The organism is Microbacterium sp. Kw_RZR3 (genome assembly GCF_029222405.1).
GTDB lineage: Bacteria > Actinomycetota > Actinomycetes > Actinomycetales > Microbacteriaceae > Microbacterium.
The window spans coordinates 22,036-34,744 of record NZ_JARHXC010000078.1 but is presented as its reverse complement, the minus strand read 5'-3'; the positions used below and the strand labels follow the sequence as shown (position 1 = coordinate 34,744).

Here is a 12,709-nt window from a genome sequence, read left to right as displayed (position 1 = left end):
GGGGTGTTACTTGCCCCAGACCTTCTTGTAGATGTCGCGGTAACCGCTGGCCGGGTCGTATGTGTCACCGGTGGGGACGTTCTGCTTCGTGATCAGGGCGGGAGCGGCGACGAAGCCCGACCACTCCTCGCCCGCGAGGGCGCGGTTGGCTTCGTCGATGAGCTGCCAGCCCTGCAGCAGCAGGGGCTCGGCGACGGTCGCCGCCTGGTAGTCGACCGAACGGATGCGCTGGAACTCAGCGGCGTCCCCGTCACCCGCGGCGACGGACTTCGGCGTGCCGGCGGGGTCCTTGCCGGCGGCGCGGAGAGCCTGCTGCGCCCCGCCGAAGTAGTTGCCGTTGATGGCCATCAGGTAGGTGAGCTTGTCGCCGTTCTCCTGCAGCAGGTTCGAGATCAGGCCGGGCATGCGCTGGTCGGCCTCGGCGATGGGCGAGTCCTGGTACGACAGCACCGAGCAACCGCTGCACGCCTCGATGTACGCCTTCATGGCATCCGCTTTGAGCACGGCGATGTCGTACTGGCCGTCGGTGAAGATGGCTGCTCCCGCGGTGCCGTTCGAGTCGGCGACGGCGTAGGCGCCGGCGAGCTGCGACACGGTCAGGGGGTCGGTGGTGACGTTGGTGAACAGACCGTTGCCGGGGCCGGTCGCGGGACCGGCGTGCCAGCCGATGACGGGGATGCCGGCACTTTCGGCCGAGGCGATGGTGGCTGCCTGCTCGGTCGGGTCGAAGCCTCCGAGGATGATCGCGGCGGGCTGGGCGGCGATCGCCTGGTTCAGGGCGTCGGAGCGGCCCTGCGCCGAGGCCTTGCCGTCGTACGAGTCCACGGACCAGCCGATGGCCGCGGCCGCCTCGGCGACGCCCTCGCCGACGGTGTTGATCCCGCCGTTGGTGAGGTCGCTGCCGACGTACGCGATGCGGGCGCCGGGCTTCTGCGCCGTCGGTCCGGTGCCGGGCGGGGTGAAGCCCTCGCTGGCGGTGAGGCTCTTCTCGACGAGTTCCTTCGAGAACTCGACGGCGTCGCCGGTGGGGAGGATCGAGGAGAAGTCCTGCTCCGGGGCTGCCGAGGCGGCGTCGCCGCCGCTGCCGCTCGCGTTGCCGACGGAGCCGCTGGAGCAGGCGGTGAGACCCAGGGTCAGGGCGACGGGCAGCGCCAGTGCTGCCAGCAGGACGCGCCGCTTCGAGGTGATGGTCATGAGATGTCCTTTCGTGCTGTGGTGGTGCGGGTAGTGCTCTCGGACGGGGTGACGTCGGAGGTTTCGGGGACGGTGCCGGGTGAGCCGGTGCCGGGTGAGCCGGTGCCGGGTGAGCCGGTGCCGGGTGAGCCGGTGCCGGGTGAGCCGGTGCCGGGTGAGCCGGTGCCGGGTGAGCCGGTGCCGGGTGAGCCGGTGCCGGATGTTGTGGAACCGTCGGTCAGCGGGGCGGCATCCGCCCTCGTGGTGCGCCGGCGCGTGGCGAGGGAGGCGATCGTGATCGCCGCGACCAGGGTGAGGCCGTTGAAGAGCGGCTCGAGGTAGAACTGCCCGGGGAAGAGCTGCTGGAGGCCGGAGATTCCGATCGTCGCGATGGTCACGCCGAGGATCGTGCCCAGCCCGTTCACGCGACCCGGACGGATGGTGGTCGAGCCGAGGAAGGCGGCCGCCAACGCGGGCAGAAGGTACTCGGGTCCGATGTTGGCCTGGGCCACGCCCGCTTGACGGGATGCGAGCAAGATGCCGGCGACGCCGGTGAGCATGCCCGACGCGACCATCGCGCCCACGACGTACTTGCGGCGTGCGATGCCGGTCAGCGTTGCGGCCGCGGGGTTGGCGCCGACGGCGTACAGGTAACGTCCGACGGGGAAGTAGTCGAGAACGATCCAGACGACGAGCGCCAGCACGATGGCGATGACGAACGGGCCGGGGATCGGGCCGAGACTCCAGCGCGAGAGCTCGTCGAAGGCGACGGCGCGCGCACCGTCGGAGTCCGTGACCTGGCGTCCGCCGGTGTACCAGTAGGTGACAGCGAAGATGACCTGGCCGGTGGCGAGCGTCGCGATGAACGCGTCGACCTGGGCGAGTTCGACGAGGAGAGCGTTCAGGAGGCCGATGACCCCGCCTCCGACGATGACGAGAACGATGACGAGTCGGTAGTCGAGGCCCTCGATCTGCCAGGAAAGGGCCATCACCTGCCAGAGGCCCACACCGTAACCGATGCTGAGGTCGATCTTGCCGGTCACCATCGGGATGGTGACGGCGATCGCCAGGATGAGCAGAACGGCCTTGCTCGACGCGAGCAGCTGGAAGTTCAGCAGCGAGGCGAACGTGTCGGGTCGCAGCGCTGCGAACAGGACGAAGAGGCCGATGGTGAGCAGCACCATCCCGTAGTTGCTGGTGAGCTTGTTCCAGAAGCTCGCACCCCTCCCGGGCTCCAGCGCCGTCGATTTGACGGACGTGTTCATGGTCATGCTGCACTCTCCTGGGATGAGGGGTCGGCGTAGGAGACGCGTCCGAGATCGGAGGCCGCCGAGATGAGGTTGGGGATGGTGACGTCGTCACCGGTGAGTTCCGCGACGACGCGGCCGCGTCCGAGCACGATCGCGCGGTGGGCGATCTTGGCGACTTCCTCCATGTCGGTGGAGACGACGATCGCGCCGGTGCCTTGTTCGACCACGCGGCCGAGGAGTTCGTAGATCTCGGCCTTGGCTCCGACGTCGACGCCCATGGTGGGTTCCTCGAGGATGACGACGGCGCGTCCACGCCCGAAACAGCGGGCAAGGATCACCTTCTGCTGGTTGCCGCCCGAGAACGTGTCGAGGGGAAGCTCCGGGTCATCGGGACGGATCTGATACGGGGCGAGGATCGCGGATGCCTCGACGGACTCGGTCCGAGCCGTGCGGGGTTGCCACGCACGACGCCCCCAGACCGCCGGGTTGAGGAAGAGGTTCTCGCTGACCGACAGACCCGCACCCACGGACTCCGACTCACGGTTGGAGGTAGCGAAGGCAACGCCCGCGTCGACGGCGTCGCGCGGTGTGCGCGGGCGGAACGGCGCTCCGTCGAGGGTCATCGTGCCCGCCTGCGGGCGGGTGGCGCCCGCGATGGCCCGGCCGAGCGCCTCCTGCCCCGCGCCGCGCAGACCGCAGATCGCGAGGATCTCGCCCGAGCGCACGTGCAGGCTGATGGGCTCTGTCCCGTCGACTCGGAACGACTCCAGAGCGAGTCGCGTCTCGGTGCCCGGCTCATTGATGCGCGGAACCGTCGTCTCGCGTCCGACGATGAGCTCGACGAGCTCTTCGGGGCTGATCTGCGAGACCGGTCGGTCGGCCACCACGCGACCGTTGCGCATGACGACGGCGCGCTGGCTGATCTGGTAGACCTCGTCGAGGCGGTGCGAGACATAGATCATTCCCACGCCGCTGTCGCGAAGGGTTCGAAGGACCGAGAACAGCCGCTCCACGTCGGCGGCGGGCAGCGATGCCGTCGGTTCGTCGAGCACGAGGAGCTTCGGCTTGCTGACCAGGCCGCGAGCGATCGCGAGCAGGCTGCGCTCGGCGCGTGGCAGGTCGAAGATGCGCTGCTCAGGATCGATTCCGCCGCCGACGCTCGACAAGACCTCCGCTGCTTGCGCGTTCATCTGGTGCGTGCTGATGAAGCCGAGCCTGTTGCGGGGATACCCCAGACCGAGAGCGATGTTCTCGGCGACCGTCATCCACTCGATGAGGCCGAGGTTCTGGTGGACGAACGAGATCTGCTTACGCACGGTCGGCGTGGCGGCCGCGCCCAGGATGGTGATCTCGCCGGCATCCGGCTTGTATACGTCCGCCAGCATTTTGATGACGGTCGACTTGCCTGCCCCGTTTTCGCCGAGGAGGGCCACGATCTCACCCTGGTCGACCGAGAACGACACGTCGTCCACCGCACGCGTGGCGTAGAACGACTTCGTCAGTCCTGAAATGTTGAGCAGCGATGCCTGCTCGAACGATGTGGGTTCATGCACCACGAACATCTCCCTTGATGTGTGCCTGTCCTGGGTGCGACAGTATCACCAGGGTGAACGTGGTTCAACAGAGTGAACGGTTACGTGTTCTCGCGAGGTTGCATGGGGTTCTCGAGAAGCCGCTCGAGTTCACGAAGCTCAGCGACGATCGCCTCCCGCTGCAGGGGTGAGGTCGCGGAGGTCAGGAAGGAGCAGCCGATGGCGATCGCGGGGGACGAACTGGAGCGCGGCGGCATCCGCACGGCGACGCCGGAGATGCCCGGGTGCACCCCGCCTTCATCGATGGCGTATCCACGCTCTCGGACCTGCTCGAGTCGAGCCGTCAGCTCCGACAGGTTGCGAACGCTCTCGGACGTCCGCATCGGGAACGCGTGGGGGTAGCGGAATCGGTCGGCGATGTCGTCATCCGGGAGCACGGCGAGCAGGGCGTTGCCCACCGCCGTGGATGCCGCCGGGAATCTGTCACCGAGGTTGGCCGTCAATCGCAGAGGAGACCGCCCCTCGTGTCGCGCGAGATAGATGACGTCCGATCCCTGCAGCATCGCCATCTGAACCACTTGCTCGGACAGCGTGGGGGCCTCGTTACAGAATCGGTAGAACTCGCGCACCTCGTTGAACGAGCGCAGATACGCCCCGCCCAGTTCGACCGTTCCGTGACCGAGGACGTAACCGTTGCCGACGCGGCGGATGAGGTTCGCCTCCTCGAGAACCGTGCACAGATACGACGTCGACGATTTGGCCGCTTCGAGTGTGCGCGCGAGATCGGCGAGGGCGACCGGCTCTCCTTGCGCTTGGGCCAGGATGCGGAGGATGTACACACCCCGCGTCAGCGCGGGCGCGGGGTCTCGATCCGCTCCCGTCCGATCGTTGGACATGTTGCCCTCCTCTCCGCCGCCCCGTGAACCGAGAAGAGGCGCGAAACGCTGCGACCCCACCCCGGGTCCTAGACCTCGACCGTATCGACAACACCGTCGATGAGGCGGCACGCCTCCCCGCAACGTTCCTGGCGGCGGCCTGAACGGTCCGACCTCCTTCGTTCCTCGTGGTGAACGTCATTCCCTCTGCGGAACGCGGGTGATCGCCGCAGTCGGTCCCCGGGTCGGCGGGCTCAGCGGATGCGCCCGGCGAGGTCGTCCCGTGAGAGCGTGCCGGCCTCGGCCAGCACCTTCCGCGCCGCGTCCCGCGCGTCTTCGACGTTCCACAGCAGCACGCCGACGACACGGTCGTCGTCGAGGTAGTAGACGATGCCGCGCTCGGGGTCGATCCAGTCCTCCACGGTGTCGAGAGCGGCATCCAGGGTCCCGACCGCCTCGTACCGGATGCCGAACACCGCCGAGTAGTAGTAGGGCGTGTGCGTGTACGGCTCGGCGGCGCCCGCGAGGTTGCGGCCCGCGGCCCGACCCTGCTCGTTCGCGTTGTCGACGTGCTCGACACGGCGGCGACCGAGGATCCGGTCGGGGTAGCTCGCGACGTCACCGGCGGCCCAGACCCCGTCCGTCGAGGTGCGCAGCTGCGCGTCGACGACGATGCCGTCATCGACGGTGAGTCCCGCCGACTCGGCCAGGTCGGTCGCGACGTCGATCCCGAGACCGCTGACCACCGCATCGGACCGGACCACGTCGCCGTTCTCGAGTTCGAGGCGCGCGCCGGTGGCATCCGCCTCACCCCCGGTGACCTTCGACCCGGCGACGATCTCGACACCGGCATCGCGGAACAGCTTCTCGAACCTCTCGGCGAGCGCGGCGGGGAACACGGCGTCGCCGAGGACGGCGCCGGTGTGGATGAGCACGGTGTCGACGCCGTTCTGCACGAGAGCCGCGGCGAGCTCGGAGCCGATGTAGCCGCCGCCGACGACGGCGATCCGGTCGACCTCGTCGGCGAGGGACCGCAGCCGGCGGTAGTCCTCGGCTGTGCGGAAGGTCAGCGCCCGCGCGCCGTTCGAGCGGTCCTCGATCGGGAGCGGCACGGGCTTTCCGCCGGTGGCGAGAAGGAGGGTGCCGTACGTGTACGTCTGGCCGTCGGCATCCACTTCCCGGGCGTCGGGGCGGATCGCCGTCACGCGCGTGCGCAGCCGGATGTCGGCGCCGGTGTCGTCCGCGGTGCCGAGCGGCACCTTCTCCCACGTGAACTCGTCGTCGGTCCACAGCTTCTTGCTGAGCGCGGGGCGCGTGTAGGGGGCGTCGACGTCATCGCTCAGGATGCCGATCGACCCGTCGGCGTCGAGCTCGCGGATGCCACGCGCCGCCGTGTCCGCGACCATGCCGCCGCCGACGATGAGGTGATCGAAGTGAGTCGTGGTCATGCCGCCAGCCTCGCCGTCGCGCCTGGGCCGCCGGGACGGGTTGCGAGGCGTCGCGGCATCGGGTAGCGGACAGGTGACTTTCTGCACCAGGGCAGGTGACGAATCTAGCGGAATGGGTAGATTGCGCTTAGATAACCATAGAGTCGCTACATGCTCCACGAACTCAATCCGTTCCGGCCCGGTGCCGGAGTTCGCCCACCCGAACTCGTGGGGCGCGAGGCCGAGATCGATCTCGTCGACTTGATGGTCGCCAAGAGTCTCGCCCGCAGGAATGACGGGGGCCTGATCACTTACGGTCTGCGCGGCGTTGGGAAGACGGTACTCCTCAATGAACTGCAACGGAACGTCGACCAAGCGGGGTGGCTGACGGTGCAGTTCGAGGCTCGCCCAGGAACCGCGGGCCAACTCGTTTCGCGCCAGTCGCTCGCCCGCGGTGTAGCGATGGCCGGGCGCAGAATGGCGCGCTTTCGGACGGCAGTATCCGATGTGAAGGCCGCCGTATCGACGGTCTCGTCATTCGCACTGACAGTTGCCGGGGTATCGCTGAACTTGGGAGTCGAGCCCTCTGATCACCGAGCCAATTCAGGGCTCATCGAAGTGGATCTCGAGGAGCTCGTTGCCGACCTCGCAGAGCCGCTGCAGAAGAACAAGAGTGCGCTGGCCATCTTCGTCGATGAGATGCAGGACCTCGACGACGATCTCCTGACGGCCCTGCTCGCGGTGCAACACAAAGCGACGCAAGCGGATTGGCCCTTTTACGTCATCGGCGCAGGACTCCCTACGCTCCGGCGCACTCTCGCTGAGGCTCGCTCCTACTCGGAGCGATTCTCACTCCACGAGGTAGGCGCTCTGTCGCGATCCTCCGCCGCAGAAGCCGTCGTCCGCCCCGCCGAGCAACTTGGGGCAAGGTTTTCCGATGACGCCGTCGAGGCGATCGTCGATGAGGCCCAGGGCTACCCGTTCTTCCTCCAGACGTACGGCAAGGCCGTGTGGGATCTCACGCCTGATCGACACATCGATCTCGAGATCGCACGCACAGGCATCGCCGAAGGCAACGCCGCACTTGACCAAGGGTTTTTTCCTGCTCGTTGGGATCGCACGACGCCATCGGAGCGGCTCTACCTCCGAACGATCGTCGAGGTGGGGGGCGAGGTCGCCAGCACCTCCGCGATTGCCGAGTTCCTCTCCGTCGCGCCCGCGTCGCTCAGTCCTGCACGGCAGTCGCTCATCGAAAAGGGGATCATCTACGCCGAGCGCCGAGGCTTCGTCAGCTTCACCGTCCCCAACATGGATCGCTTCATCCGGCGCCAAACCGATCTGGACGACTGACACTCTCCAAGTTCGTCGGATCCCGGGGCGCCCAGACCGAGCCCAGACCCGGCGAACTAGGCTCGGGGCATGAGCGTCGACCTCGAGAATCTGTACATCGACCTGCACGCCCACCCCGAGCTGTCGTTCCAGGAGACGCGCACGGCGGGCGTGATCGCGCGGCACCTGACCGACCTCGGTCTCGAGTTCGAAGAGGGGGTCGGCCGCACGGGCATCGTGACACGGATCGACAACGGCGACGGTCCGGTCGTGTGGCTTCGCGCCGACACCGACGGACTCCCCGTCGAGGAGCAGACGGGCCTCGCGTACGCCAGCACCGCCCGCGGCACCGACCCGGCGGGCAACGCCGTTCCCGTCATGCACGCGTGCGGGCACGACATGCACGTCACCGCGATGATCGGCGCGCTCGAGCGGCTCGTGGCGACGACCGACGAGTGGTCGGGCACCGTCATCGCGGTGTTCCAGCCCGCCGAGGAGTACGGCGCGGGTGCCCGAGCCATGCTTGACGACGGCATCCTGGACCGCTACCCGAAGCCCGACATCGTGCTCGGTCAGCACGTCACGCCGCTGCCGGCGGGCACGATCGGGGTGCGGCCGGGCACCCAGATGGCGGCATCCGACGGGCTCACCGTGGTGCTGCACGGTCGCGGCGGACACGGCTCGCGCCCGCACTCCACGATCGACCCGGTCGTCATGGCCGCGGCCACCGTCATGCGCCTGCAGACCGTCGTGTCGCGCGAGGTCGACCCGCGCGACGTCGCCGTCGTGACCGTCGGCTCGATCCACGCGGGGCTGAAGAACAACATCATCCCCGCCGAGGCGAAGCTCGAGCTGAGCCTGCGCTACCCCGACGACGCCGCGCGCGACCGCGTGCTCGAGAAGGTCGAGCGCATCGTCCGCGCCGAGGCGCAGGCCTCGGGCGCCGAGCAGACCCCGACCATCACGACCGACCACACGCTGCCGCCGACGATCAACGATCCGGATGCCACGGCCCGCCTGACCGCGGCCTTTCGCCGGGCGTTCGGTGAGGCCAGCGTCGTCGACCCGGGGATGTTCACGGGCAGTGAAGACGTTTCGTGGTTCGCGCGCGACGCGGGCGTGCCCCTCGTCTACTGGTTCTGGGGCGGTGTCGACCCTCAGACCTTCGCGGATGCCCTGGCCGGCGGCACGATCGAGCGCGACATCCCGACGAATCACTCGCCGTTCTTCGCGCCGGTGATGCAGCCGACGATCGACCGCGGGGTCGAGAACCTCGTGGTGGCGGCCCGGGAGTTCCTGAACTGAATCTCGACGCCTCGCGCCTCGCCTGCAAGGGTGGAGGGATGAGCGCGATGCAGAGGGACGCCCAGATCACCGCCGACGACGACCGCGACGGCCTCTTGCCGGGCGCGCCGATCATCGCCGGCATCCGGTCTCTCGTCATCTGGGGCATCGTCGCGGCGGCCCTGCTCGGCGCGTTCGTGCGCGGATCGCAGGGCGGATGTTCCGGAGGCCTCGCGAGCGACGGCAAGGGATTCCTCGGGGCGGACGGGAAACCGACCGACATCGAACCGCTCTGCGGCACCGTGACGATGAGCCCGAGCCCGCTCGTGTTCGTGATCCTCGCGGTCATCGTGGTGACGGCTCTCACGCGCATCCTCGGTCGGGCGACCGACGTCGACCATGCACTCAGGATCGTCAACAACGCGCGCATGGTCATCGTCATCGTGACCCTCACCGGCTTGGTGGTGGGGTGGTGGGCGATCACGACGCTCCGGATCGACGACTGGAGCGCGTACTCGGTGTGGTCACCGCTGCCGTTCGGGCAGTTCGAGGTCGAGACGCACCCGATCTCGCAGCGCTGAACCACGCGGGGTCGCGCGCGCAAGGCCTCTGCCCGCGCGCCGCTCGGCGCGTACCGTGACGGTCGTGACGTTCAACGACAACGCCCGCGTCGGGGGCAACTCAGCGAAACGCCGAGGTGGCGGGACCGTCGCCGCCGTGGGAGGCGGGGCGGTCGGCCTCGGCGCCGTCGTCGTTCTGCTGTTCTCGCTGTTCACCGGCACTGATCTCACCGGTCTGATCGGCGGAGGGACAGCGGCCGGCCCCGAGAGCGGCGGCGAGGCGATCGCCAACTGCGAAACGGGTGCCGACGCGAACAGCGACGACTCGTGCCGGTTGGCCGCGGCATCCCTCAACATCGATCAGTTCTGGCAGGAACGCCTCGACGGCTATCGCGAACCGCAGCTGATCATCGTCGATCAGGCGACGGGCACCTCGTGCGGCACGGCTTCGAACGCCACCGGCCCCTTCTACTGCCCGCCCGACGAGACCGTGTACGTCGACCCGACCTTCTTCGCGATCCTGCGCGAGCAGTACGACACGACCGCGGGACCGCTCGCGCAGCTCTACGTGCTCGCCCACGAGTACGGCCACCACGTGCAGAACCTCACCGGCGTGATGGAACAGCACCCGAACAATGGCACCGGCCCCGACAGCAACGGCGTGCGCACCGAGCTGCAGGCCGACTGCTTCGCCGGAGCCTGGGTCGCCGCAGCCGGAGAGCAGGTCGACGAGAACGGCACGCCGTACCTCGAGCCGCCGACGTCGCAGCAGATCAGTGATGCCCTCGCGGCGGCCGCTGCGGTCGGCGACGACCACATCCAGGCCGAGTCGGGCCGCGGCATCAATCCCGAGAGCTGGACGCACGGATCGAGCGAGCAGCGCCAGCGCTGGTTCGACGCCGGACGCGAGGGCGGCGTGAACGCCTGCGACACGTTCGCGGTGGCGGGGCAGGACCTGTAGGTCGCGGCATCCGGAGCCTCCGCTCCTCGGGCGTCGCGCGCGCCAGGCCGTCGTGCGGGCCGCGCAGGCGCTGGGCCGTCGCGCGGAGTTCGCGCGAGACACGCCGGTCCAGGATGCCGCGCCCCGGCGTGTCCCCGCCCGACTCCGCCTGACGGCACGGGCCACCCCCGGCCGGACTCCGCCTGACGGCACCCGCCACCCGAGCAACCCACCGCAGGACACCCGCCACCCGCGGTGCCCCCGCCCCACTTCCGCGAGACGGTGGCACCGCGGCGCTGCGTCACTCCTCGCGCGAACGCGTCCGGAGAATGATCACGACCAGCACGCCCACGAGCACGACGACCACGCCGCCGATCACGAGACCCAGGGTCAGCCCCGACGGTGCTCCGCTCGCGGGCGTCTCGGTCGCGGGAGCCGTGGCCTGACCCGCGCCGGCCGCGTCGGCGCAGGGCGACTGCGAGAGGCCCGTCGACGAACCGGCCTCCGTGGAGGTGAACGAGAACGACCCCGAGATGGGGTGGCCGTCGGACGAGACCGCGCGCCACTCCACCTGATACTCCCCGGCAGCACCCAGAGCCACCGGAACCGTGAGGGTCGGCCCCGACAGGGTCACGCAGTCGGTCTCGTAGTGCTGACCGTCCGGCCCGAGCACGATGACGATGTTGCCGCCGTCGTAGCCGAGCAGGTTGGCGCTGAAGTCGAGCGACACCTCCGACAGCGATGAGACGGTCGTGCCCGCGGAGGGCGACGTCGACTCGAGGCTGTCGTGCGCCGAGGCCGCCTGAGCCCCGCCGAGCACGGCGCCCAGCGCGATCGCCGCGATCGCGACGGTTCGCGCGAGGGCCTTCGACACGCGCACGCTCAGCCGCGCTTCGGGCGACGGGCGAAGGCGAGAGCGCCCAGCACCGCACCGATCGCCGCGACGACGAGGGCGGCGATGCTCAGACCGAGCGCCGTCCCCGAGTCCGACGACGAACCGGATGCCGTGGCATCCATGTCGTGGTCCGTCGACGACGGAGCGGCCGAGGCCGTGCCGTGGCTGTGTTCACCGGTCGGCGGGGTGTCGTTGACGTAGAGCACCGGCGCGGGCTCGAGCGAGGAGTCGGCCGCGACCTGGTCGGGGGTCGCCGCCCAGTCGACGACGGACCCGTCGGAATAGGTCTGCACCGCCGGCAGGACGAGGTGGCCGACGTCGGGCACGGGTCCGAGGACGGCCGAGAAGATCTGGAACTGGTCCTGGCCGATCCCGACACCCGGGTCGGCCTGCCAGACGATCTTCAACGGGGCGTCGGTGACGGTGTTGCCGTTCGCCTCGACGGGCGCGGGGAGCGCGCCCTTCTCAACGGTGGCGGTCCATCCCGGGACGGGCTGCACGAGCACCGCACTCAGCGGCGTGTCGGTCGGCAGGCTCACCTCGAGCTTGACGGTGGAGGCCGTCTCCGACTCGGTCGGGACGCGGAAGTTGACCGTGGCGTAGCTGCCGGGGGCCGCGGTGTTCGGGTTGACGGTGACGTGAGCGGATGCCGCGAGCGGCACGCCGATCGCGAGGACGGCGCCCGCCGCGAGGCCCACGAGGGCACGGCGAAGGAAGGGAGAACGAGACATGGTGCTGCTTTCTGCGAAGGCGCGCGCGAGCGACTCGCGTCGCGCGAGGATGAGGGGTCGAGGTGTCACGCCGCGAGCGGCGGACCTCGATGCCTCATCGTCGACAGCACGGCCATCGCCGTGGTCAGCAGGAGCGGCTCGGGCGCGGGACGGACGTCGTCCGTCAGCGAAAGGAGCCCGCGGAAGGGCCGCAGCACGGCGAGCGCCGCGTGGAAGAACCGCGCGATGACCTGCACGGCGCGCTCGCCTCGACCGAGCGCGAGGATCGTGACGACTGCGGCGAAGGCGTGGGCCACCCACATCCAGGGCGAGTGCGAGCCGTGCGCGACGACCGCGTGGCTCGATCCGGTGGCATCGAGGAGCACCGCCGGCGCCCCGTGATGCCCGCCCGGTGCGACGACACCGTCTCCGCGCAGATCGAGGGCCAGGATGCCGTGGAACAACGCCTGGCTCAGCACCACCGCGAGCGACAGCCGCCACCACGACGCCGTGCGTCCGGCCAGCAGGACGCACACCGGGGCCGCCAAGCAGAGGGCGAGGGCGATGTTCAGCAGCGGAGGGAGTTCGGCGCCGACCGAGGAGTGCGAGACGGTCGCGATGAACGTCGCGACGGAAGCCGCGGCGATGCCACGACCCACGCGTTGCGCGCGCCCTGCTCTCGACGACATTCGAACTCCTCCGCTCACAGCCTATGCGGGGCGGTCGCCCCGGTG

The 12,709-nt window shown here is 69.3% G+C and carries 12 protein-coding genes; 4 read left to right on the top strand and 8 right to left on the bottom strand.

Features of this window, described 5'->3' with window-relative positions:
• Positions 1–6: 6 nt before the first annotated feature.
• The 5 genes from P2P98_RS04200 to P2P98_RS04180 all read right to left on the bottom strand — a co-directional run bounded on the left by P2P98_RS04200 (position 7) and on the right by P2P98_RS04180 (position 6,278).
• Entirely contained in the window at positions 7–1,194 is a 1,188-nt protein-coding gene (locus tag P2P98_RS04200) for a substrate-binding domain-containing protein (RefSeq protein WP_275797511.1), read from the bottom strand.
• Positions 1,191–2,444 (bottom strand): hypothetical protein, encoded by a 1,254-nt coding sequence (locus P2P98_RS04195; RefSeq protein ID WP_275797509.1) that lies wholly within the window; start codon positions 2,442–2,444, stop codon positions 1,191–1,193. The genes P2P98_RS04200 and P2P98_RS04195 overlap by 4 nt, the downstream gene beginning before the upstream one ends.
• Positions 2,441–3,979, bottom strand: a complete 1,539-nt coding sequence (locus P2P98_RS04190; RefSeq protein ID WP_275797507.1) for a sugar ABC transporter ATP-binding protein — start codon at positions 3,977–3,979, stop codon at positions 2,441–2,443. The genes P2P98_RS04195 and P2P98_RS04190 overlap by 4 nt, the downstream gene beginning before the upstream one ends.
• Positions 3,980–4,056: 77 nt before the next feature.
• Positions 4,057–4,851 (bottom strand): IclR family transcriptional regulator, encoded by a 795-nt coding sequence (locus P2P98_RS04185; RefSeq protein ID WP_275797505.1) that lies wholly within the window; start codon positions 4,849–4,851, stop codon positions 4,057–4,059.
• A 233-nt stretch (positions 4,852–5,084) separates the two neighbouring features.
• Positions 5,085–6,278 (bottom strand): FAD-dependent oxidoreductase, encoded by a 1,194-nt coding sequence (locus tag P2P98_RS04180; protein WP_275797503.1) that lies wholly within the window; start codon positions 6,276–6,278, stop codon positions 5,085–5,087.
• A 150-nt stretch (positions 6,279–6,428) separates the two neighbouring features.
• On the opposite strand from P2P98_RS04180, the gene P2P98_RS04175 reads away from it, so the two are divergent.
• The 4 genes from P2P98_RS04175 (at position 6,429) to P2P98_RS04160 (ending at position 10,391) form a co-directional block, all read left to right on the top strand.
• Positions 6,429–7,607 carry an AAA family ATPase gene (locus P2P98_RS04175; protein WP_275797501.1) on the top strand — a complete coding sequence of 393 codons (1,179 nt, stop codon included), beginning with the start codon at positions 6,429–6,431 and terminating at the stop codon, positions 7,605–7,607.
• A 69-nt stretch (positions 7,608–7,676) separates the two neighbouring features.
• Complete coding sequence (locus tag P2P98_RS04170) at positions 7,677–8,891, top strand: amidohydrolase (protein WP_275797499.1); 1,215 nt, start codon at positions 7,677–7,679, stop codon at positions 8,889–8,891.
• 38 nt (positions 8,892–8,929) lie between these two features.
• Positions 8,930–9,451: a hypothetical protein gene (locus P2P98_RS04165; RefSeq protein WP_275797497.1), complete on the top strand. Its 522-nt coding sequence runs from the start codon at positions 8,930–8,932 to the stop codon at positions 9,449–9,451.
• A 64-nt stretch (positions 9,452–9,515) separates the two neighbouring features.
• Positions 9,516–10,391 carry a neutral zinc metallopeptidase gene (locus P2P98_RS04160; protein WP_275797495.1) on the top strand — a complete coding sequence of 292 codons (876 nt, stop codon included), beginning with the start codon at positions 9,516–9,518 and terminating at the stop codon, positions 10,389–10,391.
• A gap of 280 nt (positions 10,392–10,671) precedes the next feature.
• Here the strand turns inward: P2P98_RS04160 and P2P98_RS04155 are convergent, their stop codons facing one another.
• From P2P98_RS04155 to P2P98_RS04145, 3 genes are all read right to left on the bottom strand, one after another.
• On the bottom strand, positions 10,672–11,244 hold the full coding sequence (locus tag P2P98_RS04155) for a copper resistance CopC family protein (protein ID WP_275797493.1): 573 nt from the start codon (positions 11,242–11,244) through the stop codon (positions 10,672–10,674).
• 8 nt (positions 11,245–11,252) lie between these two features.
• Entirely contained in the window at positions 11,253–11,996 is a 744-nt protein-coding gene (locus tag P2P98_RS04150) for a YcnI family protein (protein ID WP_275797491.1), read from the bottom strand.
• A gap of 65 nt (positions 11,997–12,061) precedes the next feature.
• Complete coding sequence (locus P2P98_RS04145) at positions 12,062–12,664, bottom strand: hypothetical protein (RefSeq protein WP_275797489.1); 603 nt, start codon at positions 12,662–12,664, stop codon at positions 12,062–12,064.
• Positions 12,665–12,709 lie beyond the last annotated feature (45 nt).

What these genes read in the sequence shown, in the direction of transcription:
- P2P98_RS04200 (WP_275797511.1), bottom strand. Translation starts at nt 1,194, where the DNA reads ATGACCATCACCTCGAAGCGGCGCGTCCTGCTGGCAGCACTGGCGCTG.
- P2P98_RS04195 (WP_275797509.1), bottom strand. Translation starts at nt 2,444, where the DNA reads ATGACCATGAACACGTCCGTCAAATCGACGGCGCTGGAGCCCGGGAGG.
- P2P98_RS04185 (WP_275797505.1), bottom strand. Translation starts at nt 4,851, where the DNA reads ATGTCCAACGATCGGACGGGAGCGGATCGAGACCCCGCGCCCGCGCTG.
- P2P98_RS04180 (WP_275797503.1), bottom strand. Translation starts at nt 6,278, where the DNA reads ATGACCACGACTCACTTCGATCACCTCATCGTCGGCGGCGGCATGGTC.
- P2P98_RS04175 (WP_275797501.1), top strand. Translation starts at nt 6,429, where the DNA reads ATGCTCCACGAACTCAATCCGTTCCGGCCCGGTGCCGGAGTTCGCCCA.
- P2P98_RS04170 (WP_275797499.1), top strand. Translation starts at nt 7,677, where the DNA reads ATGAGCGTCGACCTCGAGAATCTGTACATCGACCTGCACGCCCACCCC.
- P2P98_RS04165 (WP_275797497.1), top strand. Translation starts at nt 8,930, where the DNA reads ATGAGCGCGATGCAGAGGGACGCCCAGATCACCGCCGACGACGACCGC.
- P2P98_RS04150 (WP_275797491.1), bottom strand. Translation starts at nt 11,996, where the DNA reads ATGTCTCGTTCTCCCTTCCTTCGCCGTGCCCTCGTGGGCCTCGCGGCG.
- P2P98_RS04145 (WP_275797489.1), bottom strand. Translation starts at nt 12,664, where the DNA reads ATGTCGTCGAGAGCAGGGCGCGCGCAACGCGTGGGTCGTGGCATCGCC.